Below are 22,964 nucleotides of genomic sequence, written 5' to 3'. Positions count from 1 at the left end.
ATTACTTCTTAACCATAGAAGTCTCAATTTCAGAATCAAACCTAGTTACATCAGAAATTCCTTTAACTTCTTTTAATTTTTTGATAAGATTATCGAGATGAGTTGTATCGTTTACATAAATCATAATGGTTCCATCAAAAATCCCTTGGTCGGTATCTACCGTTATGGAACGCATATTCACCTTAAAATCGTTAGAAATTACTTGAGTTAGGTTATTTATTAAGCCAACTTCATCTATACCTAAAATACGTAAACCAGTTAAAAAGGCAACTTGCTTCTGACTTGTCCATTTTGCTTTTACAATCCGGTAACCAAAACTGCTCATTAATTTTGTTGCATTTGGGCAATTTGTTCTGTGGATTTTTATGCCATCAGAAACGGTTACAAAACCAAAAACATCATCCCCAGGAATGGGGTTGCAGCAATTTGAAAGCGTATAATCTATCTTTTGTAAGTCTTCGCCAATTAAAAGAATGTCACTATCCTTTGTTTTTACCTGCTTAATTAATTTCTGGATTTGATCAGTTTCTATTTCTTGAACAGGCTTTTGTTCAACTACTTTTTCTGATGCAGCAAATTCTTTTAAATCCTTAAGGTCAATTATTCCTTTGGCAACATTATAAAAGACATCTTGGGTAGAGCCAAGTTTAAAATAGTAGCTTAGTTTTAAGATATTATCTGTATTGTAGGTTATTTTTAAGGATTTTAACTTACGTTCTAAAATCTCCTTACCATCTTCTGCAATTTTTCTCCGCTCTTCTTTTAATGAAGATTTTATCTTCGCTTTGGCCTTTGCGGTTACCACAAAGTTTAGCCAATCCTCTTTTGGCGCTTGTTTGCCAGAAGTAATGACCTCTACCTGATCTCCATTTTGCAGTTTATAAGAAAGAGGCACTAATTTATGGTTCACTTTTGCACCGATACATTTTGCGCCCACATCAGAATGGATTTCGAAAGCAAAATCTAAAGCTGTAGCTTCAACCGGAAGTTGTATTAAATCGCCCTTAGGCGTAAAAATGAAAATCTCATCTGAGAAAAGGTTCATCTTAAAATCATCCAGAAAGTCTAATGCATTTGCTTCTGGGTTACTCAACATTTCCCTTACCTTACTTACCCATTGATCTAAACCGCTATCAGATGAAGATTCCTTGTATTTCCAATGTGCTGCAAATCCTTTTTCGGCAATTTCGTTCATTCTTTGGGTGCGTATCTGCACTTCTACCCATTGCCCTTTTGGCCCCATAACCGTCGTATGCAAAGATTCATATCCATTTGCTTTTGGCGATGAAATCCAATCCCTTAATCTATCAGGATTTGGACGATAAAGATCTGTTACTATAGAATAGGCTTTCCAGGAATCGGATTTTTCATTTTCTGGTAGGCTGTCTAAAATAATCCTGATTGCAAAAAGATCATAAACCTCTTCAAAAGGAATTCCCTTTTTCTTCATCTTATTCCAAATGGAATGTATAGATTTTGGTCGACCAACCACGCTGGCATTTAAATCTAACTCGGCTAAAATTTTATTTATTGGGCCAACAAACTCTTTAACAAAATGCTCACGCTCTGCTTTTTTCTCGTTTAATTTTGTAGCGATAAATTTATAGGTTTCAGGCTCCATATATTTCATGGAGAGGTCTTCCAATTCAGATTTTATGGCGTATAAACCCAATCTATGGGCAAGAGGTGCATATAAATAAACCGTTTCAGAACAAATTTTAAGCTGCTTATCGCGAGGCATAAAATTCATGGTTCTCATGTTATGCAAACGATCGGCTAGTTTTATCAAAATCACCCTCACATCATCTGCAAGGGTAAGTAACATTTTTCTAAAGTTTTCTGCCTGGATAGAGCTATTGGCATCAAATACACCAGAAATTTTTGTTAAGCCATCAATAATTTTGGCCACTTTTTTACCAAATTCTTGTTCAATATCTTCTAAAGAAATGTCAGTATCTTCTACTACATCATGTAAAAGTGCGCAAACGATAGAAGTGGTTCCTAAACCAATTTCTTCTGCAGCAATTTGCGCAACAGCAATAGGATGATAAATGTAAGGTTCGCCAGATTTTCTACGCATATCTTTATGGCTCTCTACCGCCATATCAAATGCCATGCGTATCATTTTTTTATCACCTTTTTTTAACGTTGATTTACAAGCCCTTAACAAAGTGCGATATCTTTTTAGGATCTCTGATTTTTCAGCTTCTATATCAATTATATAATCTTTCATTCAATATTATCTCTTTCTAATCGTTTAAAAATTAAATAAACGAAATTAGGGTTACTTATTACTATTTTATTAATTAATAAGGTATAAATTTGTATATTAAAACTATGAAATCGAAAGCTTTGTTTTTTTCTTGCGTCTTTCTTTTTTTGGCTGGGTATTGCCAGGCACAAGTAGCTTATGGTGCTAAAGATACCATTAAAGTGGCAACCACAAATTATAACGGTGAAATTATTCCATGGGTAGTTATTGGGGAAGTTACCGTTGTAGATAGGCGTACTTTTAAATCTCAGGAAGATTATGACAAATATAGGAGATTAAGGTATAATGTTTTAAAGGTGTTGCCTTATGCAAGGTTTGCTGGGCAAAGATACAGGCAATTAGAAAGAGATTTAGCCTTAACTAACGATAAAAGAAAACAAAAACAACTCATTAAAAGTTGTGATAAAGAGATTAAGGATTTATTTAACGATAAGATTAAAAACTTAACAATTTCCCAAGGCGAAATTTTAATAAAATTAGTAGATAGGGAAACAGGAAATAGTAGTTATCAATTAGTTAAAGATCTAAAAGGAAATGTTTCTGCCTTTGTTGTACAATCTGTTGCGAAAATATTTGGGCATGATCTTAGAAACAAGTACGATGTAGACCAAGAGATGGATATTGAAGGTATTATCCATTCTGCCGGATACTACACTTATCAATAATATAATGACTGAAAAAAATATTTATAATTTTGAGGTAGAAAATTCTAAAGGAGAAAAAATTATTTTAAAACAATACGAAGGAAAAGTTTTATTAATAGTTAATACCGCTTCCGAATGCGGTTTTACTCCTCAATTAAAAGATTTAGAAGAACTAAGAAAAGATTTTGACGGTGAAAAATTTGAGATCCTGGCTTTCCCAAGCAATGATTTTGGACAACAAGAACCTTTAAACGATGAAGCCATTGGTAAGTTTTGTGCTATAAACTACCATACTCATTTCCCAATCTTTAAAAAAATGCGTGTAAGAGGGGAATATGCATCTCCACTTTTTAAATTTCTGGCCGAAAAGAAATTAAACGGCAACATCAACTCTAGTCCTAGATGGAATTTTCATAAATACATTGTGAACCAACAAGGCGAAGTAGTAGATTACTTCTATTCTTTTACAAAGCCAAACTCCACCAAGGTTAAAAAGAAAATTCAAAAGCTTTTAGGAAGCATCAAAAAATAACCATGAAGTTAGATTTACTTTTTATAGTTGCCCACCCAGACGATGTTGAACTTGGTGCTGCAGGAACTATCCTAAAACATAAAAAAGCGGGCAAAAAAGTTGGAATCATAGATTTAACCCGTGGTGAGCTAGGCACAAGAGGAACAGCAGAAACCCGCAATCAAGAAGCAAAAGAAGCTGCTGATTTACTAGGTTTAGATGTTAGAGAAAATTTATCTGTTAGAGATGGTTTTTTTAAAAATGATGAAGAGCATCAGCTAAAAGTAATTTCTATTATTAGAAAATATCAGCCCGAGATTGTCATTACAAATGCTTATGAAGATCGTCACCCTGACCATGCAAGAGCCTGCCAATTAGTAAATGATTCTTATTTTTTATCTGGATTATCAAAGATTGTAACTTCACAAGATGGTCTTATTCAAAAGGCATATCGTCCAAGATTATTACTTCATCTAATTCAAGATACTTATATAAAACCTGATGTGGTAATTGATATTTCTGAGTTTATGGAGCAGAAGTTGGCTGCTATAAGGGCTTATAAAACACAGTTTTATGTAGAAGGAATTGAACTTGATGATGCACCAACTTATATCTCTAACCCAGCTTTTATGGATTTAATTATTGGCAGAACAAGAGAATACGGTAGATCTATACAAGTAGATCATGCAGAAGGATTTTTAAGCAAGAAGATTTTAGGGGTAAACAATTTATTTGATTTGTTATAATCATGACTAATTCCAAATCTGGAAAAATTCTTATCATAGATGATGAAGAAAAACTCAATCAACTTTTAGGGAGAATTTTAGGATTAGAAGGCTATGAGATTTTTCAGGCATTTAATGGAAAGTCTGGATTAGAAATCCTTAAAAATCAAGAAATACAATTGGTTTTAAGCGATGTTAAATTGCCGGATATTAACGGTATTATTTTGACAGAGCAAATAAAAGCTTTATATCCACATATAGAAGTAATTAACCTTACCGCTTACGGCACCATTGCAGATGGTGTAAAAGCGATACAAAAGGGTGCTTTTGATTACATTACCAAAGGTGATGATAATGATAAGATTATTCCTTTGGTTGCAAAAGCCATGGAAAAAGCATTATTGCAAAAAAGAGTTCAAGAGTTAGAGCAGAAGATCTCTTCTAAATTTAATTTTGAAAGCATCATCGGAAATTCATCTGCTTTAAAACAGGCGGTTGATTTAGCACAGAAAGTGACTCAAACAGATACCACTGTATTATTGCTGGGCGAAACTGGTAGCGGAAAAGAAGTTTTTGCCAATGCCATCCATTATGAAAGTAAAAGAAAGCAAGAAAAATTTATCGCAATAAATTGCAGTGCGTTATCTAAAGATTTAATGGAAAGTGAACTTTTTGGTCATAAATCAGGAGCTTTTACAGGAGCTTTAAAAGATAAAAAAGGTCTTTTTGAAGAAGCGCATAAGGGCACTTTATTTTTGGATGAAATTGGCGAACTCAGCATAGAGCTTCAGTCAAAACTTCTTCGTGTTTTAGAAACCGGAACTTTTATAAAGGTCGGAGCTACAGAAACCTTAAAAGTTGATGTTAGGATTATTGCAGCCACCAATCGAAATTTAAAGCAAGAAGCGGAAGCCGGTACCTTTAGGCTCGATTTATTTTACCGCTTATCTGTTTTCACCATTCCATTGCCTTCATTAAACGATAGAAAAGAAGATATTGAATCTTTAGTCAATCATTATCTTAAGGAATTTTCTTTAAAAATGAACAAAACTGTTAACAGCGTTTCAACAGGTTTTCTTAAAGAGCTTCATTCTCATACATGGAAAGGAAACGTTCGGGAGTTGAAGAACATCATTGAACGAGCAGTTATTTTAGCTCCAAAAAATGAATTAGAAGTAAATTTACTCCCTTGGGAATTTAACCAAACAGATTTGGGAAATGCTACTCAAGATTTGCAAAGTGTAGAGAAACATCATATCCTTAAAGTTTTAAACCATACTCAAAATAATAAAACTGAAACCGCCAGAATACTCAATATCGGTTTAACCACACTCTATCGTAAGCTGGAAGAATACGGCTTAAAATAAATCTCTCACCCTTCCATTTTGGAAATATACCCTTCCGTTTTGGAATGGTTTTTCCATCCTTCAATATTTCCTATTTCATAATTTACTGATTTTCAAATGTTTGAAAATATGGTTTTTTATGGTATTTGCTTTGGCTTAAGCTTTCCAAAACAAATTACCATGAGCACAATCATTTTATTATTAGTAGGCCTTATTTGCTTCTTTATTTTCTTTAAATCCATTAACTATTTCGAAAAGATATGAGCGCATTATTCATCATCGCCATAGCGATATTCTTTTACATGATTTACGTATTGTTAAAACCAGAAAATTTTTAAAAAATGAATACAGAAATTTTAGGTATCGTCCTTATTTTCCTTTTAGCGGTGGCATTGGCTATTCCACTCGGAAAATATATTGCAAAGATTTTTGGAGAAGGGAAACCATTTGCAGAAGGATTCTTTGCTCCAATAGAAAAATTTATTTTCCGCTTAAGCGGGATTAACCCTAACAAACAAATGACCTGGAAGGAACATTTGAAGGCATTGCTAACCATCAACCTCATTTGGTTCTTTTGGGCAATGTTACTCTTAATGACTCAAAGCTATCATTTTTGGAATCCAGATAACAATCCTTCCATGTCGCCAGATTTGGCTTTTAACACCGCCGTTAGCTTTTTGGTAAATGCAAATTTACAGCATTACAGCGGAGAAACTGGCTTAAGTTACCTTTCTCAATTAGCCTGTATTACATTTTTACAATTTGTAACTGCAGCAACTGGTATAGCTGCTTGCATTGTGGTATTTAAAGCTTTTAAAGAAAAGCAAGGCAATTTATTAGGTAACTTTTATGATTATTTTGTTAAAACCGTTTTAAGGATTCTTTTACCAATTTCCGTTATCACTTCCGTTATTTTAGTATTTAGTGGTGTACCCATGACTTTTTTGGGAAAGGCTAATATTCAAACAATTGAAGGTGTAGCCCAACAAATATCTCGTGGCCCCGCAGCAGCCATGATTGCTATTAAACAAGCTGGTACAAATGGAGGTGGTTTTTTCGGCGTTAATTCGGCTCACCCATTAGAAAATCCTACTTACTTAACCAATATATTAGAAAACCTATTAATTATTCTAATACCGATAGCTTTAATTTTTGCTTTAGGTTATTATCTTAAAAATAAAAAGCTAAGCATCATGATTTTTGGGGTGATGACTATTGGTTTTCTGATGCTCTTAATTCCTTCTGTAATGCAAGAAATGCAGGGAAACAAAAAAATTACCGATATGGGAATTTCGCAAATTCACGGAAGTATGGAAGGTAAGGAAACCCGATTTGGCGCCGCAGCATCCGCATTTTGGGGAGTTACCACAACCGTAACTTCAAACGGTTCTGTTAATGCAATGCATGATAGCATGACGCCTTTGAGCGGTTTATCGCAATTGATGGGAATGATGGTCAATGCTTTTTACGGAGGAGTTGGTGTAGGATTTCTGAACTTTTACGTCTTTTTGATATTGGCTGTTTTTATCTCTGGATTGATGGTGGGTCGAACACCGGAATTTTTAGGTAAAAAGATAGAAGCCCGAGAGATGAAAATTGCCATGCTCATTGCACTTCTACATCCATTATTGATATTGGGAGGTACAGCATTATCTTCTTTTTTAATTGTTCTACATCAATATGGATGGTTAAATAATCCAGGTTATCATGGTTTTTCGGAAATGATGTATGAATATAGTAGTGCTTCGGCCAATAATGGTTCTGGCTTTGAAGGATTAGGAGATAATACACCATTTTGGAACATCAGTACAGGAGTAGTTTTAGTATTAGCTAGATTTCTGCCAATCATAGGGCCGGTTGCCATTGCAGGTTTGTTAGCTGCAAAAAAACAAGTGCCAGAAAGTGCTGGAACATTAAAAACAGATACAGGAACTTTTGGTGTCATGATAATGGCAGTCATATTAATTATAGCAGCATTATCATTCTTCCCAGCATTAACATTAGGCCCATTAGCAGAATATTTTTCTTTATAAAATTATGGAAACTCATACAAAATTATTTGAACCCGCATTAGTTAAAACTGCTGTCAAAGAGGCTTTTGTAAAGCTTAGTCCGGTAAGTTTAATAAAAAACCCAGTGATGTTTACGGTAGAAGTGGGTACCGTGTTTATGTTACTTACTAGTTTATATTCCTTAAAATATACCGATCAAGGTTTCTTTGGATATAACATTACCGTATTTTTTATCCTTCTTTTAACGTTATTGTTTGCCAATTTTGCAGAGGCTATTGCCGAAGCCAGAGGAAAAGCACAAGCTAACTCTTTAAGAAAAACCAGACAGGATACCATTGCAAAATTATACCTATCGGCTAGCGATATTAAAGAAATATCATCCGGAGAATTAGCCAAAGGCGATGTTTTTATTTGTGAAGCTGGCGACACTATCCCTTCTGACGGTGAAATTATTGAAGGAATTGCAACTATTGATGAATCTGCAATTACTGGTGAATCTGCCCCTGTAATTAGAGAGGCTGGTGGCGATAAATCTTCGGTTACTGGTGGGACTAAGGTATTATCAGACCAAATCAAGGTAAAAGTTACATCAGACCTCGGCGAAAGTTTTTTAGATAAAATGATTGCTTTAGTAGAAGGTGCATCTCGTCAGAAAACTCCAAATGAAATAGCTTTAACTATATTATTAGCGGGTTTCACTTTAGTTTTTGTGATTGTTTGTATCACATTGAAACCATTCGCAGATTATGCGAATGCACCCATTACCATTGCGGCTTTTATTTCCTTATTCGTTTGCTTGATCCCAACAACTATCGGTGGTTTGCTTTCAGCAATCGGGATTGCTGGAATGGATAGGGCCTTAAGAGCAAATGTAATTACCAAATCTGGGAAAGCAGTTGAAACTGCAGGAGATATTGATGTACTTTTATTAGATAAGACAGGAACTATCACAATCGGTAATAGAAAAGCAACTGCCTTTTACCCTGCAAATGGCATCCCAAAAGAAACTTTTATAAAGCTTTGTTTATTGAGTTCTATTGCTGATGAAACTCCTGAAGGGAAATCCATAGTGGAATTAGCTAATGAATTATTGCCCATTGGTGCGGTTAACTCGTCTGAAAAAGAGGGAATGAATTTTATCAAATTTACTGCTGAAACCAGATCAAGTGGCGTGAAATTAAAGAATGGCAATCAAATTCTTAAAGGTGCTTTTGATTCAATGAGGAAAATAACTGAAAATGCTAATTTTTCTTTTCCAGAAGATACCTCTATCGAGGTAAATAAGATAGCCTCAAACGGTGGAACGCCATTAGTAGTTACCGAAAATTCTGTGATTATGGGCGTCATAGAGTTACAGGATATTATTAAACCTGGCATTAGCGAACGTTTTGAAAGGTTAAGAAAAATGGGAATTAAAACAGTTATGGTAACTGGAGACAACCCTTTAACTGCAAAATTCATCGCCGAAAAGGCAGGTGTAGATGATTTTATTGCAGAGGCTAAGCCTGAGGATAAGATGAATTATATTAAGGCAGAGCAAAAATTGGGTAAATTGGTTGCCATGATGGGCGATGGTACTAACGATGCGCCTGCTTTGGCTCAAGCCGATGTTGGAGTTGCCATGAACAGCGGAACACAAGCTGCTAAAGAAGCGGGTAACATGGTTGATTTAGATAACGACCCTACCAAACTGATAGAAATAGTAGAAATTGGTAAACAATTATTAATGACAAGGGGAACGTTAACTACATTTTCTATCGCAAATGATGTGGCCAAATATTTCGCCATCGTTCCAGCATTGTTTATTACAGCAATTCCAGCTTTACAGTTTTTAAACATCATGGATTTACACAGTCCAGAAACAGCAATTTTATCCGCAGTTATTTTTAACGCCATCATCATTCCGCTGTTGATTCCATTGGCTTTAAAGGGAGTAGCATATAAACCGATTGGTGCAAGTGCTTTGTTAAGAAGAAACCTGTTAATTTATGGTTTAGGAGGCGTAATTGTTCCTTTTATAGGAATTAAATTAATTGATTTAGGCGTATCACTTTTATTTTAAATATCATGAAAACACATATTTTACCAGCGTTAAGATTAAGTCTGGTTTTTATCATCATCATTGCTTTTGTTTATCCTGCAGCTATTTACGGAATTGCTCAATTGCAAAAAGACAAAGGGGAAGGGTCAAAAATATCCGTTAAAGGGAAAGTGGTAGGTTTTGAATTAATCGGTCAATCTTTTACCCAAGCCAGGTATTTTCAAAGCCGCCCTTCTGCGGTTGATTATAACGGAGGCGGTTCTGGAGGATCGAATAAAGGCCCAACAAATCCAGAATATTTAGCACAAGTTGAAGAACGTATTGCTGCATTCCAAAAAGAAAACCCAACAGTAAATAAACCGGCAATACCATCAGAATTGGTAACGGCTTCTGGTAGTGGTTTAGACCCACAAATTTCTTTAGAAGCCGCTTTAGTACAAGTAGATAGGATTGCAAGTACGAGAAATATCGGTAAAGAAAAAATTAAGAAATTAGTTATGGATATTGAAAATAAACCTTTATTTGGATTGTTTGGGCCTTCAACTATTAATGTATTAGATTTGAACATTCGGTTAGATGCCTTGAAATAAATGATCGAAAAAAATCAATTTTTAGATTTAATTAAAGTAAACCAAAAAGGTAAATTCAAAATTTATCTGGGGATGAGTGCGGGTGTTGGAAAATCTTACCGGATGTTGCAGGAAGCGAGTGCTTTGATCAAAAACGACATAGATGTTAAGATAGGTTATATTGAAACGCATCAAAGGAAAGAAACTCAGGAACTGGTTGGAGATTTACCCATTATCCCAAGAAAATCCATTTTTTATAAAGGTAAATCTTTAGAAGAAATGGATTTAAAATCCATTCTACAAGTTAAGCCAGAGGTGGTTATTGTTGATGAATTGGCGCATACAAATATTGAAGGTGGCAAAAACGAAAAAAGGTGGCAAGATGTTATCGATATTTTAAATGCGGGCATAAATGTGATTTCGGCAATAAATATCCAACATATAGAAAGTTTAAATCAAGAAGTAGAAAAAATTACCGGTATTAAAGTTTCAGAAACTGTTCCGGATAAGGTCATTTTGATGGCTGATGAAATTATACAAATAGATTTAACGGCTGATGAGCTTATCCAAAGATTAAAGGAAGGTAAAATATACAAAGAGGATAAGATTCCGATTGCGCTCAACAATTTCTTTAAGATTGAGCAATTACTGCAATTAAGAGAGTTGGCCAATAAAGAAACTGCACATCATCTTGAAAGGAAAATCTCCAACAGTTTACCAGCCAATGTCAAGCTAAGAAAAGAAAAGATTCTTGCCTGTATTTCTACCAATCCAACAGGCACCAAACAGATTTTGAGAAAAACGGCTCGCTTAGCGTCCTATTATCAATCTAAATGGATGGTGCTTTATGTGCAAAGAGAAAATGAAAATCCTGATAGGGTTAAATTAGATTTACAAAGGCATTTAATAAACCATTTTAAATTAGCAACAGAAATGGGCGCAGAAGTAATAAAAGTAAAGGGCAATAATGTAGCTGATATTATTTTTGATACTGCTTTAAAATATGATATTACTACCATTTGCATTGGTAAACCAAAAATAAGTCCATTAGATTTAATATTTAAAACTTCTTTATTTGATAAATTGCTTAAAAAAATGGGTGATACAGAAATTGACTTAATCATTATTTCATAGGGATAAAATGAATATTAAAACAAAATTAAGGTTAGGCACAGGATTTCTTTTTGTACTCATCATCGGGTTGGTTGTAGCATCTACCTGGTATATCAATAGGTTATCTAAAGACGCTCAATTGATATTAAAGGACAATTATTTATCAATTGATATTTCTAAATCTATCCTGCAAGAATTGGGTGGAAATGGTAAGGTGTTAAATGCGGAAGAAATCAATAAAATTAATCAACTCATCCAAAAACAAAGAAATAATATAACCGAAATAGGGGAAGAGAAAGTTACAAATAACATTTTTGTCGACTTTTCTAAAATCTCATCAAATCCGAATAATATTGAAGAGTTAAAAGACAACATTAGGGCTAATTTATATTTAATAATGGATATCAATATGAAAGCCATCGTTTTAAAGAATAATATTGCCCTTCAAACTTCTAAAAATGCAACTTTATATGTCGGCATTTTTGGTAGTGTCTGTATCATGATTGCTTTGAGTTTCATTTTTAATTTTCCGGGATACATTGCTAATCCCTTAAATGTGATAACGGAAGGTATTGAAGAAATTACCCTTAAAAATTATCAGAAGCGTATTGTTGTAGAGGGAAACGACGAGTTAGCACAATTAGCCCAGGCTTTTAATCATATGGCTAAAAGACTCAATGATTTTGAAAACAGCAATTTAGCGAATATCATATTTGAGAAACTAAGATTGGAGACCATTATTAATAACATGAAGGATGCAGTTATTGGCTTGGATGAAAATAAAAATATCCTGTTTGCTAATGCAGTTGCTTTGAATTTATTAAATGCTAAAGCTGATGATTTAAAGGGACGCTACGCTTTGGACATCGCCTTAAAAAATGATTTAATGCGAGAGATTTTAGCCGAGAAAAATCAAAAAGAATTAAGAATTTATGCCGATGAGAAAGAAAGTTTTTTTTCAAAGGAAGTTTTTGAGCTAAAAACAGAAATTAATCCTAAAAATGATGAAATGTCTGAAAGACATTTCGGTTCTGTTATCCTGCTCAAAAATATCACAAAATACCACGAGTTGGATGCAGCAAAAACTAACTTCATGTCAATCATCTCCCACGAATTAAAAACACCTATTTCTGCAATTAGGATGAGTATCAAACTGTTAAAAGATAAAAGGATAGGAGATATGAATCATGAGCAAAACGATTTGTTAAAAAACATTGATGATGATACTCAAAGGTTGCTAAAAATTACGTCAGAGATGTTGGATTTAACGCAACTAGAAAGTGGTAATATTCAGTTGAACATCCATGAAGTTAATGCACAAGATATTGTAGATTATGCAATTAACACTGTTAAATTTTCTGCTCAACAAAAAGGTATCGATTTTAAAGTCCAGCTGAATAATAATTTACCTAAAGTAAAGGCAGATGTAGAAAAAACAGCTTGGGTTCTAACTAATTTTCTCTCTAATGCAGTACGTTACAGTCCTGAAAAATCTACTATTGATGTTTGTGTAAAACCAGGTTATGATGCTATCGAATTTTCTGTAACCGATGTTGGCAAAGGGATTGAGGAAAAATACCAGAAGAGATTATTTGAAAAGTATTTTCAAGTGCCTTCTAATACCAGTGAAAAAGGAGGTACAGGACTAGGTTTAGCCATTTCTAAAGAATTTATAGAAGCGCAACAAGGAAGTATTTATGTAAAAAGTGAAATTGGAACCGGAAGTACTTTTGGATTTTTGTTGCCGGTAAAATAGGATTTGAAATATTATATTTAAAACATCAATGAAAGAAAAGCAGATTTAAACCTTTTTAAAAGCCATTTTATCAGCCTCGCAATTCTAGATGTGGATTTTCTTCAAAAAACAAAAACCTCTTTACGGGCTTGTAAAGAGGTTTTGTACTCAGAGCGGGAATCGAACCCGCACTCCCTTAACAGGAACAGGATTTTAAGTCCTGCGTGTCTACCAGTTCCACCATCTGAGCAAGCATTGAAGCTTACTAAAGATAACTCACAAAGAGATTATCCAAAGAGAGCGAAAGACGAGATTCGAACTCGCGACCCCAACCTTGGCAAGGTTGTGCTCTACCAACTGAGCTACTTTCGCATATTTTAAAGAACTTTCTTTCCCTTGCGGGTTGCAAATATAGCCAGAAAATAATTCTATGCAATATTCAATTAAAAAAAAGTTAAACTACTGCTATAATTCCCTATCATTCAACACATAAAAAATTAAATCTTGTTCAAATCCTCTGCTCATTGCATATTGACAAAGCTTATAATTGCGTTTAAAACGAACTTTTTCCTTTATCAAAGGAGCTTTTTTTTCTAAAAGCCCAACCAATTTTTCTAAATATTCATCACCATCTAAATTTTGAAGTGCTTTTTTAATTAATGGTGGAGATACTTGTTTTAATTTTAAACCTTGCTTTATTTTGTTTTTGCCCCAACTTTTTATTCTCATTTTACCTCTTGCATAGGTGTTTGCAAAGCGTTCTTCGTTTAAAAAACCAGTTTCTATCAAATTTAGGATGATGTTTTCTAATTCCTCATAATAAATTCCCAGGCTTATCAACTTTCCTCTAACTTCATACTGACTGCGTTCTTGGTAGGCGCAAAAAGCTTCTGCTTTTTGTAAAGCAGATTTATAATCTAAAGGAACATTTGTTTTTTGCAGCATTGGCTATAAAATTAGTGATATTCACGAATATTCGTCAACTTTGCAGCAGATGAAGGAATTATCTTACAGCATTCAAAACATTTCTGAAATAATTGGTGATCAAGATTTACTCCGTCATCCTCATCAAAATATAAAAAACCTTCTAACTGATAGCAGAAAAATAACTGACGCTTCTAGCTCTATATTTTTTACGTTAGAAGGTAAAAGAGATGCACATCAATTTATAGATAGCCTTTATAAATTAGGGGTTAAATCTTTTGTAATTACACAGAAAGATTTTAACACTTCAAATTTTCCGGATGCCAATTTTATATGGGTTGGTAATGCCTTAAAGGCGATGCAAAAACTTGCAAAAGCTCATAGAAAACATTTTGATTATCCAGTTATCGGGATTACAGGAAGCAATGGCAAAACCATTGTTAAAGAATGGTTATACCAATTAATGGTAAATGATCAAGAAATTATCCGTAGCCCAAAAAGCTATAACTCACAAATGGGAGTTTCTCTTTCCGTTTGGCAAATGAGCAATCAATACAATTTGGGGATTTTTGAAGCTGGAATTTCTACCAATAATGAAATGGCTGTTCTAGAAGAAATTATCCAACCAACTATTGGAATTCTAACTAATATTGGCGACGCTCATGACGAAGGTTTTAATAGTAGGGAGGAAAAAATCAATGAAAAACTAAAACTCTTTAAAAATTCTCAAATAGTTATCATCAATAAAAAGTATATCGGCGAAAGCCAAGATTTTAAAAAAAATTTTACCTGGAGTTTAACTGAAAATGCTGATTTGCAGATTCTAGATATCAATAAAAAAGAAAACCAAACTTTAATTAAGGGCACATGTCAGGAAAAGGAAATTGAAATAAACATTCCATTTACAAGTCAATCGTCAATTGAAAATGCAATTATTTGCTGGGCTACCTTATTATATTTAGGATACCAGCAGAACATCATCGAAAATAGGATGATGAATTTATTGCCAGTAAAAATGCGTTTAGAGCTAAAAAAAGGCATTAACCAAAGTGATGTTATTGACGATTCTTATAATTCGGATTTTTCTTCTTTAGATATTGCGCTTAATTTTTTAAACCAGCAAAACCAACATCCAACAAAAACATTAATTCTTTCTGATATTTATCAATCCGGAATTGCGGAGAGTGAGCTTTACAAAAATGTAGCTCATTTGATTAAAAATAAAGGAGTCGATAAATTTATTGGTATTGGTAAAGAATTAAAAAAGCATCAGTCATTTTTTAAAAAGGATAGTCTTTTTTTTAGCGATACTGAATATTTTCTAAAGCGATTTAACTGGGAAAGTATTTATAACGAAACCATTTTAATTAAAGGGGCAAGGCATTTTGAGTTTGAAAGGATCAGCAAAAAACTGAGCTTAAAAATTCATGAAACTGTTTTAGAAATTAATTTAAATGCGATTGTTAGCAACCTAAATCATTATAAAGGCAAATTAAAAAAAGGCGTAAAATTAATGGCTATGGTTAAGGCTTTTGCTTATGGAAGTGGAAGCGAGGAAATTGCAAATCTATTACAACATAATGGCGTAGATTATTTATCCGTTGCTTACGCTGATGAAGGTATAGAGTTAAGAGAAGCAGGAATTACTATTCCAATTATGGTTTTGGGTCCGGAGGTTTCAAGCTTTGAAGCGATAATTAACTATAACTTAGAGCCAGAAATTTATAGTTTAAGAATTTTAAAGGCTTTCGCCGATTTAGTTTCTTCAAAAAACTTAAGTAAACAAGCAATTCATATTAAATTGGATACAGGAATGCATCGCTTAGGTTTTATGGAGGATGAGGTTGATGAGTTATTATCGTTTTTAAAACAAAATAATAATGTTAAAGTAAAAAGTATGTTCTCACACCTAGCGGGTAGCGAAAGTGAAAAACATCATAATTACACACAGCAACAGATTGATTTATTTTCTAAAATTACTTCCAAATTTGAAAGAGAGTTAGGTTACATTTTTTTAAAGCACATTTCTAACACTTCGGCAATTACAAAATGGCCAAAAGCGCAATTTGATATGGTGCGTTTAGGAATTGGACTTTACGGAATTGAAGGTGTTATAGAAGAACAGCATCTTTTGGCTAATGTAGCAACTCTAAAAACTACAATTTCTCAAATTAAGCATTTAAAAAAGGGAGATACGGTAGGATACGGTAGGAGTGGAGTAATGCTAAAAGATGGTAAAATTGCCACTGTTAAAATTGGTTATGCAGATGGCTTTCCTAGGATTTTAGGAAATGGCAAGGGCGAAATGTTGATCAATAATCAAAAAGTTAAAACGATTGGAAATATCTGTATGGATATGACCATGTTGGATGTAAGTGATTTAGAAGTAAATACTGGAGATGATGTGATTGTTTTTGGTGAAGATTTGTCAGTTTATGATCTAGCTAAAAATATGGAAACCATTCCTTATGAAGTGATCACTAATATTTCGCAAAGAGTAAAGAGGATTTATTATTACGAATAAATAAATAAAATGAGAAAGCTTTTTAGTGCGCTGTTAAATTATTTTGTAAAAGGATTACTGGTAGTTTTGCCTTTGGGTGCTGCCTTCTTCCTAATATTTTGGGCATTTTCTTCTTTAGATGCAGCTCTAAATCTAAGCGATAAATTTTTTGTTAATCCTTATACTGGTTTGCCATTGTATATTCCTGGATTAGGTATTTTATCGGTTATTTTAATTATTTTATTAACTGGTATTGTTGTTACCTATTTAATTACCGAACCAATTTATAACTGGATTAGCAGATGGATAAACAAATTACCACTTTTTAAATTCATCTATTCTTCTGTAAAGGATTTAACCGAAGCTTTTGTAGGTGATGAAAAGAAATTAAGTGAGCCTGTTTTGGTAGAAGACAATCAGGGTTTTAAGAAGATTGGTTTTTTGACACAAAAAGATATGACTTCGTTTGGTTTACCAGGCGATGTTGCTGTTTATTTTCCATGGTCATATTCTTTTGCTGGGCAAGTGATGATTGTAAAAGCTGATAAAATTACACCGCTTAAAATATCATCAGCGCAAGCTATGAAATTTATAGTTTCTGGTGGAGTAAGCGGGATTCATTAGGGTTTTACCTTATACTTTATAAACCCAGTAGCAATTCCGAAACGTAAAAAAGCATAATGATCTGAAAAATAGATATTGTAAGGATCCTCCCCATAATATCCAGCAGTAGCCATTAAAAAAACATTTTGCATAAAGGGCAAACTGTAATTAGCAGTGAATTCCGCATTTAATCTCTTTTTTACACCCGTTATCGGACTGTTACTCAATGCATTTACAGCATAAGATAAATCGGCATTTAGCCTTAAATATTCTTTTTCTAATTGAGATTTACTGTTTTTCGAATTGTAAAATGCATATTTTCTTAGTGAGAAATTATATAGCAATCTGGTAAAACCATAATTATTTGCTAAAGCTTTTTCGTAGGCAAACCATTTATGCCATTCTAAACCAACTCTGTGGTTATAAGAATCATAATTTTGTCCTTCAACATGTGAAGTGAAATTTCCGAATCGGTATGATGTGGTTAAATAATTGGTACTAAAATTCCCGTTATAGGTATTTATAGTTCCATCCGTATTGGTAGCTTCTGCATCTTGTCCGTTTGAATGATGAGTAAAACCTAATTCAGCATATTTATAGTGATTTGGATTTTCGTTTAAACGGATATAAAATGCCCCACCTAATCTAAAACTCGGTGTTCTTACCCCTGCCGAATTTTCATTTCTTACCCTAACCGTAAAATCAGGAATTACTGCAAAAGAAACAGGCAATTTTTTTGATGCCAATAGCATGTAAGTGGTGGTTAATTTTCCGGATAAAATGTATTTAGAAGGAGCGCCAATTTCGCTTAAAGGTGAGGTGTATGATAATTCTCTGTTTTCTTTGTAGCGTTCTATAAATTCCAGATTTATGGAATCCTTGCTTTGTGCGAGTATTATAAAGCAATTGAAAATATGGAAAATGGTAAGGAAATTCTTTTTATTCATTTTTCTTGATTAACGATAATGATACTGAGGTAGATTTGTGTTTTTATTTTAATGGAATGTTTTATAGCGATTGAATATGGAAACCAAGATATTGATGGTAAACTACTTTAGAAAACAAAAGTCATAGAGATCGAGTCAAAATTACTATTTAGATAAAGTTAAAAATGAATGTTTAAGATATAAATGTTTCAGAAAATGAAAAGCTATGTTATAAAATAAGTAGTGAATATAGAAGCTATTACATTGGGCTGAATGTCAGCCGATTTGCATTAAAAAATAAGTTTCTGTTTTTTTTAAAAAATAGTAAAGCCTATTAAAATGCCTAAATAAAATAATAATTAGAAACCAAAAAAGCCGGCACCGGCTTTTATAATCTCTAAAAATTAGGTTTTAACACATATTTATCGTAGAATCTAAAAATATGTTCTGCGGCTTCTTCTGCAGTATCCACCAACCTAAACAAATTCAAATCTTCTGGATTAATGTTATGTTCTGTCTCTAACATGCTATTTTTAATCCAGTCTATTAATCCGCTCCAATAGCTTATCCCAACTAAAACAATTGGAAAACGAGCTATTTTGCCAGTTTGTATTAATGTTAAAGCCTCAAAAAGTTCATCCATGGTGCCAAAACCTCCAGGCAAACCAATATAACCTTGAGAATATTTCATAAACATCACCTTACGGATAAAGAAATAATCAAATTCTAAAACTTTATCTCTATCAATGTAACGATTGTGGAATTGCTCAAATGGTAATTCAATGTTTAAACCAACAGATTTCCCACCTGCTTCATAAGCTCCTTTGTTACCAGCTTCCATAATTCCGGGTCCACCGCCAGTAATTACTCCGTAACCTCTTTCGGTTAGCAAACGACCAATTTCTACGGCCATTTCATAATACTTATTATCATGCTTTGTTCTTGCAGAACCAAAAATGGAAACACAAGGACCAATCTTAGCCAATTTTTCAAAACCATCAACAAATTCTGCCATGATCTTAAAAATCTGCCATGAATCTGTTACTTTAATCTCTTGCCACGTTCTGTTTTCAAACGCACTTCTTATTTTCTCTTCACCTGTCATATCTTTATAAATGTATTTCTAATACGCAATTTTAGCTTGTTTGTTTGATATTATTAACAATCCTGTAAATGTTATCAATCCGTTAATTAAAATCAATTCATTATCAAAAACATAACCACCCATTAATTTAACTGAATTTTGGTTCAAAAAATAACAGATAGCTGGCGATAAAATACAAATAAACGGAACCAGCTTATCATGTACTCCTCGTTTTTTTAATAACAATCCAAAAGTATAAAGTCCTAATAATGGACCATAAGTATAGGATGCAACCGTAAATATGGCGCCAACCACTGCCTTGTTATTTACTTCATTAAAAAGAATAACCGTTAAAAACATTAATAACGAAAATGCAACATGTACTAAATGTCTTAGGTTGATGCTTTTCTTAGAGTTGATGTCTTCTTTTTTGTTGAAGCCTAAAAAGTCTACACAAAATGAAGTGGTTAAAGCAGTTAATGCAGAATCTGTTGTTGCAAATGTAGCAGCTGTTAAACCCAACATAAATACAATTGCAGGGATAACAGATAAATGGTTCAATGCAATTTCTGGGAAAAGGAAATCTGTTCTTGGTGTTCCTGTAGCATCAACTGGTATGGCAATCCCGTTTTTACTGGCGTAAACATAAAGCAAAGCACCAACACTTAGAAAAAATAGATTGATGATAACGAATATCCCTGTAAAAGTGAACATGTTCTTTTGTGCCTCGCCGATGTTTTTGCAACTCAGGTTCTTTTGCATCAAATCCTGGTCTAAACCTATCATAGCAATGGTTACAAACATTCCGCCTATCAACTGCTTGCCAATGTGAAAACGATTGCTTAAAAAATCATCAACAAAAAATATTTTAGAATAGCCGCTATTTTTTACGGTTTCAAAAGCTTCAACAATTCCTAAATTTAGGCTATCGCAAATAAAATAAATGGTTAATAGAACGGATAAGACCAAAAAAACGGTTTGTAAAGTATCTGTAATGATTATTGTTTTTAAGCCGCCTCTAAATGTGTAAAGCCAAATTAGCGAAAGCGATATTAAAACGGTTGCAAAAAATGGAATACCATAGCTATCAAAAATGAATCTTTGTAAAACGATAACAACTAAATATAGCCTAAATGCCGAACCAATAGTTCTGCTCAATAAAAATATACCTGCTGCTGTTTTATAGCTCACAGTTCCCAATCTTTTTTCGATGTAACCATAAATAGAGGTTAAATTCAGCCTATAATAAAGTGGCAACAAAACCGTAGCAACCACAATAAATCCCAAGGCATTACCCAAAACAAATTGAAAATACTCGAACTGATGTCCTGCTAAAGAACCAACTTGCCCTGGAACAGAAATAAAAGTTACTCCGCTTAAAGCAGTTCCAATCATCCCAAAAGCCACTAAATACCATTTAGAATTTCTATTGGCTATAAAAAAGGTAGAATTATCTAATGATTTTTTTGACGTAAAAAAAGAAACAGAAATCAAAACCACAAAGTAGCCAATGATAAAAGCTAGGAGAATATTTGGCGACATTTTTATGGGTTTTTAATGTGGTTTATGTTTTTTAACAAGTCGCTAATTAGCATTAAATTTTTAATTTAGCAAAATGAATTTTTCCTCTAAACTTTTAGAGAATGCCGTTAATGAATTTGGGAGTTTGCCTGGGATAGGTCAAAAGACAGCTTTACGGTTGGTTTTGCACCTACTCAATCAAGATCATGCTTCTGTTGAGCGTTTTGGAAATACACTAATCCATCTTAAAAATAACATCAAATTTTGTAAAAATTGTAATCACATTTCCGATTTGGATATTTGTGATATTTGCGCCTCAGCCAAGAGAGACCATCAATTAATTTGCGTGGTAGAAGATAGCCGTGATGTAATGGCCATAGAAAATACCAATCAGTATAACGGTTTATACCATGTTTTAAATGGTTTAATTTCACCAATGGATGGTGTTGGTCCTGGAGATTTAACGATAGAACATTTGGTTTCCAGAACTCAAAATCCAGCTATTTCTGAAATAATTTTTGCTTTAAGTGCTACTATGGAAGGCGATACGACGATTTTTTACCTCAACAAAAAATTACATAAAGAGAATTTAAAGGTAAGTACTTTAGCAAGGGGAATCGCTTTTGGCGGAGAAATAGAATATGCGGATGAACTGACTTTGGGAAGATCTATCACCACCCGTGTTCCTTACGAAAATTCATTATCTAAATAATTTTGAAGCTATCCATCATTATCGTTAGCTATAATGTCAGGGATCTTTTGCAGCAAGCTTTAGATTCTTTAATTGATGCTGCTGTAAATATTGATTATGAGCTATTTGTGGTTGATAACAACTCTAAAGATGCTACAGTAGAGATGGTTAAAGAGAAATATCCAGAAGTTAAACTCATCATCAATCAAAAAAATGTGGGTTTTTCTGTGGCTAATAATCAAGCGATAGCGCAATCTAGCGGAGAATATATTTTAGCGATTAATCCAGATACGATTACCAGTGCCGATACTTTAAAGAAAGCGTTAGAGTTTATGGATATAACTCCAAATGCTGGCGGCTTAGGTGTAAGAATGATCAATGCACAAGGAAAATATTTATCAGAATCTAAAAGAGGTTTGCCTACGCCTTGGGTTTCGTTATGTAAATTCTCAGGCTTGCACCTTTTATTTCCTAAATCTAAAATGTTCGATAAATATTATATGGGCTGGATTAACGAATATGAAACCGCAGAAATAGATATTTTAGCGGGTGCATTTATGTTGTTAAGAAAACAAGCCTTAACTAAAACGGGTTATTTTGACGAATCGTTTTTTATGTATGGGGAAGATGTTGATTTATCTTACAGATTGAAATTAGCAGGATATAAGAATTATTACTTTCCAGAGACCTATATCATTCACTTTAAAGGTCAAAGTACTCGTAAATTTAGCCTTAGATATATTTCTAGCTTTTATGGTGCAATGTTTATTTTTGTGAAGAAGCACTTTTTAAAATTTTAAAATGGATTTAAAAGATAAAGTTGTCATAATTACGGGCGCATCTAGTGGGATAGGAGAGGCATGTGCTTTTGAGTTTGCAAAAAGAGGGGCAAATTTAGTTTTGGCTGCAAGGCAATACGTAAAGCTTTGTGAAATTGCAGATGCCATCCATAAAAAATATAATGTGCGGACTTTAGCTATCCAAACCGATGTAAGTAACGAACAAGATTGTAAGGATTTAATTAATCAAACCATTAGCACAATGGGTAAGATAGATATTCTGGTAAATAATGCTGGTATTTCTATGCGGGCTTTATTTAAGGATTTGGATATTGATGTGCTTAAAAAAATAATGGACATCAACTTTTGGGGCACAGTTTATTGTACCAAATATGCTTTCAACCAAATTTTAAATAATTCTGGTTCTATTGTGGGTGTTTCTTCAATCGCTGGTTATAAAGGTTTACCTGGTCGAACCGGTTACTCTGCTTCTAAATTTGCCATGAATGGTTTTTTAGAATCTCTACGCAATGAAAACCTAAAAAACGATATTCATATTATGGTGGCTTGTCCGGGTTTTACAGCTTCTAACATTAGAAATGTAGCTTTAAATAGTGAAGCAAAACCACAAGGAGAATCTTCTATGGAAGAAGACAAAATGATGTCGGCAGAAGAAGTAGCTAAAAATATTGTTAATGGCGTAGTGCATAGAAAAAGAGATTTGATTATGACCGCCCAAGGTAAATTGACCGTTTTGATGCAGAAACTGTTTCCAAAATTATTAGATATCCTGGTCTACAATCATTTCAAAAAAGAAAAAGACCCTTTGATTAGTTAGTTTTTTGGGTTGTTAGGTTTTAGTTTGTTGGGTTGTTAGGTTTTAGTTGGTTAGGTTGTTGGGCTTATTTTGGTTTGATAGATTGTTATCCACAAAAACCAAAAAATTGGATGGTACGTTAATTGAC

20 protein-coding genes and 2 tRNA genes are annotated in these 22,964 nt (G+C 33.5%); 15 read left to right on the top strand and 7 right to left on the bottom strand.

From position 1 onward, the window contains the following. Position 1: 1 nt before the first annotated feature. Entirely contained in the window at positions 2-2,233 is a 2,232-nt protein-coding gene (locus A5893_RS16050) for a RelA/SpoT family protein (RefSeq protein ID WP_068823607.1), read from the bottom strand. Between the two features lie 104 nt (positions 2,234-2,337). On the opposite strand from A5893_RS16050, the gene A5893_RS16045 reads away from it, so the two are divergent. The 10 genes from A5893_RS16045 (at position 2,338) to A5893_RS16005 (ending at position 12,989) form a co-directional block, all read left to right on the top strand. Beyond that, positions 2,338-2,937, top strand: coding sequence for a DUF4294 domain-containing protein (locus tag A5893_RS16045; protein ID WP_068823606.1), 600 nt, complete (start codon positions 2,338-2,340; stop codon positions 2,935-2,937). A gap of 4 nt (positions 2,938-2,941) precedes the next feature. Further along, entirely contained in the window at positions 2,942-3,448 is a 507-nt protein-coding gene (locus tag A5893_RS16040) for a glutathione peroxidase (protein WP_068823605.1), read from the top strand. A 2-nt stretch (positions 3,449-3,450) separates the two neighbouring features. Beyond that, on the top strand, positions 3,451-4,173 hold the full coding sequence (gene bshB1, locus A5893_RS16035; RefSeq protein WP_068823604.1) for a bacillithiol biosynthesis deacetylase BshB1: 723 nt from the start codon (positions 3,451-3,453) through the stop codon (positions 4,171-4,173). Between the two features lie 2 nt (positions 4,174-4,175). Then, a complete protein-coding gene (locus A5893_RS16030; protein ID WP_068823603.1) occupies positions 4,176-5,519 on the top strand; it encodes a sigma-54-dependent transcriptional regulator in 1,344 nt (447 codons plus the stop codon). 239 nt (positions 5,520-5,758) lie between these two features. Then, on the top strand, positions 5,759-5,836 hold the full coding sequence (locus tag A5893_RS18345; RefSeq protein WP_157687589.1) for a potassium-transporting ATPase subunit F: 78 nt from the start codon (positions 5,759-5,761) through the stop codon (positions 5,834-5,836). 3 nt (positions 5,837-5,839) lie between these two features. Beyond that, positions 5,840-7,531, top strand: coding sequence for a potassium-transporting ATPase subunit KdpA (gene kdpA, locus A5893_RS16025; RefSeq protein ID WP_068823602.1), 1,692 nt, complete (start codon positions 5,840-5,842; stop codon positions 7,529-7,531). 4 nt (positions 7,532-7,535) lie between these two features. Beyond that, a complete protein-coding gene (kdpB, locus tag A5893_RS16020) occupies positions 7,536-9,572 on the top strand; it encodes a potassium-transporting ATPase subunit KdpB (protein WP_068823601.1) in 2,037 nt (678 codons plus the stop codon). A 5-nt stretch (positions 9,573-9,577) separates the two neighbouring features. Further along, complete coding sequence (gene kdpC, locus A5893_RS16015; RefSeq protein ID WP_068823600.1) at positions 9,578-10,141, top strand: potassium-transporting ATPase subunit KdpC; 564 nt, start codon at positions 9,578-9,580, stop codon at positions 10,139-10,141. Beyond that, positions 10,142-11,254: a histidine kinase gene (locus A5893_RS16010; RefSeq protein ID WP_068823598.1), complete on the top strand. Its 1,113-nt coding sequence runs from the start codon at positions 10,142-10,144 to the stop codon at positions 11,252-11,254. Between the two features lie 7 nt (positions 11,255-11,261). Further along, positions 11,262-12,989: a HAMP domain-containing histidine kinase gene (locus A5893_RS16005; RefSeq protein ID WP_068823596.1), complete on the top strand. Its 1,728-nt coding sequence runs from the start codon at positions 11,262-11,264 to the stop codon at positions 12,987-12,989. 144 nt (positions 12,990-13,133) lie between these two features. On the opposite strand, the gene A5893_RS16000 is transcribed toward A5893_RS16005, so the two are convergent. From A5893_RS16000 to A5893_RS15990, 3 genes are all read right to left on the bottom strand, one after another. Next, positions 13,134-13,218 (bottom strand) — tRNA-Leu (locus A5893_RS16000). Between the two features lie 49 nt (positions 13,219-13,267). Then, positions 13,268-13,340: transfer RNA gene (locus A5893_RS15995), tRNA-Gly, on the bottom strand. A 93-nt stretch (positions 13,341-13,433) separates the two neighbouring features. Continuing rightward, positions 13,434-13,913: a regulatory protein RecX gene (locus A5893_RS15990; RefSeq protein WP_068823594.1), complete on the bottom strand. Its 480-nt coding sequence runs from the start codon at positions 13,911-13,913 to the stop codon at positions 13,434-13,436. Positions 13,914-13,962: 49 nt separating this feature from the next. Between A5893_RS15990 and A5893_RS15985 the strand changes: the two genes are divergently transcribed. Then, entirely contained in the window at positions 13,963-16,416 is a 2,454-nt protein-coding gene (locus A5893_RS15985) for a bifunctional UDP-N-acetylmuramoyl-tripeptide:D-alanyl-D-alanine ligase/alanine racemase (RefSeq protein ID WP_068823593.1), read from the top strand. A 9-nt stretch (positions 16,417-16,425) separates the two neighbouring features. Further along, complete coding sequence (locus A5893_RS15980; RefSeq protein ID WP_068823592.1) at positions 16,426-17,019, top strand: DUF502 domain-containing protein; 594 nt, start codon at positions 16,426-16,428, stop codon at positions 17,017-17,019. On the opposite strand, the gene A5893_RS15975 is transcribed toward A5893_RS15980, so the two are convergent. From A5893_RS15975 to A5893_RS15965, 3 genes are all read right to left on the bottom strand, one after another. Continuing rightward, on the bottom strand, positions 17,016-17,945 hold the full coding sequence (locus A5893_RS15975; protein WP_068823591.1) for a hypothetical protein: 930 nt from the start codon (positions 17,943-17,945) through the stop codon (positions 17,016-17,018). The genes A5893_RS15980 and A5893_RS15975 overlap by 4 nt on opposite strands. Positions 17,946-18,321: 376 nt before the next feature. Next, positions 18,322-19,029, bottom strand: a complete 708-nt coding sequence (locus tag A5893_RS15970; RefSeq protein ID WP_068823590.1) for an LOG family protein — start codon at positions 19,027-19,029, stop codon at positions 18,322-18,324. Positions 19,030-19,047: 18 nt separating this feature from the next. Then, positions 19,048-20,550, bottom strand: coding sequence for a sodium:solute symporter (locus tag A5893_RS15965; RefSeq protein WP_068823589.1), 1,503 nt, complete (start codon positions 20,548-20,550; stop codon positions 19,048-19,050). Positions 20,551-20,623: 73 nt separating this feature from the next. Between A5893_RS15965 and recR the strand changes: the two genes are divergently transcribed. Genes recR through A5893_RS15950 form a run of 3 tightly spaced genes read left to right on the top strand, consistent with a single transcriptional unit; the run spans position 20,624 to position 22,837 of the window. After that, a complete protein-coding gene (recR, locus tag A5893_RS15960; RefSeq protein WP_068823588.1) occupies positions 20,624-21,241 on the top strand; it encodes a recombination mediator RecR in 618 nt (205 codons plus the stop codon). A 2-nt stretch (positions 21,242-21,243) separates the two neighbouring features. Next, complete coding sequence (locus tag A5893_RS15955; RefSeq protein ID WP_157687581.1) at positions 21,244-22,020, top strand: glycosyltransferase family 2 protein; 777 nt, start codon at positions 21,244-21,246, stop codon at positions 22,018-22,020. Position 22,021: 1 nt separating this feature from the next. Next, on the top strand, positions 22,022-22,837 hold the full coding sequence (locus tag A5893_RS15950) for an SDR family oxidoreductase (protein WP_068823586.1): 816 nt from the start codon (positions 22,022-22,024) through the stop codon (positions 22,835-22,837). Positions 22,838-22,964: the final 127 nt, after the last annotated feature.

The organism is Pedobacter psychrophilus (assembly GCF_001652725.1).
Lineage (GTDB): Bacteria > Bacteroidota > Bacteroidia > Sphingobacteriales > Sphingobacteriaceae > Pseudopedobacter > Pseudopedobacter psychrophilus.
The sequence above is the reverse complement of the archived record's forward strand: the minus strand, read 5'-3'. Positions and strand labels throughout refer to the sequence as shown.

Coding starts and splice junctions, on each gene's coding strand:
- A5893_RS16050 (WP_068823607.1), bottom strand. CDS start 2,233: ATGAAAGATTATATAATTGATATAGAAGCTGAAAAATCAGAGATCCTA.
- A5893_RS16045 (WP_068823606.1), top strand. CDS start 2,338: ATGAAATCGAAAGCTTTGTTTTTTTCTTGCGTCTTTCTTTTTTTGGCT.
- A5893_RS16040 (WP_068823605.1), top strand. CDS start 2,942: ATGACTGAAAAAAATATTTATAATTTTGAGGTAGAAAATTCTAAAGGA.
- bshB1 (WP_068823604.1), top strand. CDS start 3,451: ATGAAGTTAGATTTACTTTTTATAGTTGCCCACCCAGACGATGTTGAA.
- A5893_RS16030 (WP_068823603.1), top strand. CDS start 4,176: ATGACTAATTCCAAATCTGGAAAAATTCTTATCATAGATGATGAAGAA.
- A5893_RS18345 (WP_157687589.1), top strand. CDS start 5,759: ATGAGCGCATTATTCATCATCGCCATAGCGATATTCTTTTACATGATT.
- kdpA (WP_068823602.1), top strand. CDS start 5,840: ATGAATACAGAAATTTTAGGTATCGTCCTTATTTTCCTTTTAGCGGTG.
- kdpB (WP_068823601.1), top strand. CDS start 7,536: ATGGAAACTCATACAAAATTATTTGAACCCGCATTAGTTAAAACTGCT.
- kdpC (WP_068823600.1), top strand. CDS start 9,578: ATGAAAACACATATTTTACCAGCGTTAAGATTAAGTCTGGTTTTTATC.
- A5893_RS16010 (WP_068823598.1), top strand. CDS start 10,142: ATGATCGAAAAAAATCAATTTTTAGATTTAATTAAAGTAAACCAAAAA.
- A5893_RS16005 (WP_068823596.1), top strand. CDS start 11,262: ATGAATATTAAAACAAAATTAAGGTTAGGCACAGGATTTCTTTTTGTA.
- A5893_RS15990 (WP_068823594.1), bottom strand. CDS start 13,913: ATGCTGCAAAAAACAAATGTTCCTTTAGATTATAAATCTGCTTTACAA.
- A5893_RS15985 (WP_068823593.1), top strand. CDS start 13,963: ATGAAGGAATTATCTTACAGCATTCAAAACATTTCTGAAATAATTGGT.
- A5893_RS15980 (WP_068823592.1), top strand. CDS start 16,426: ATGAGAAAGCTTTTTAGTGCGCTGTTAAATTATTTTGTAAAAGGATTA.
- A5893_RS15975 (WP_068823591.1), bottom strand. CDS start 17,945: ATGAATAAAAAGAATTTCCTTACCATTTTCCATATTTTCAATTGCTTT.
- A5893_RS15970 (WP_068823590.1), bottom strand. CDS start 19,029: ATGACAGGTGAAGAGAAAATAAGAAGTGCGTTTGAAAACAGAACGTGG.
- A5893_RS15965 (WP_068823589.1), bottom strand. CDS start 20,550: ATGTCGCCAAATATTCTCCTAGCTTTTATCATTGGCTACTTTGTGGTT.
- recR (WP_068823588.1), top strand. CDS start 20,624: ATGAATTTTTCCTCTAAACTTTTAGAGAATGCCGTTAATGAATTTGGG.
- A5893_RS15950 (WP_068823586.1), top strand. CDS start 22,022: ATGGATTTAAAAGATAAAGTTGTCATAATTACGGGCGCATCTAGTGGG.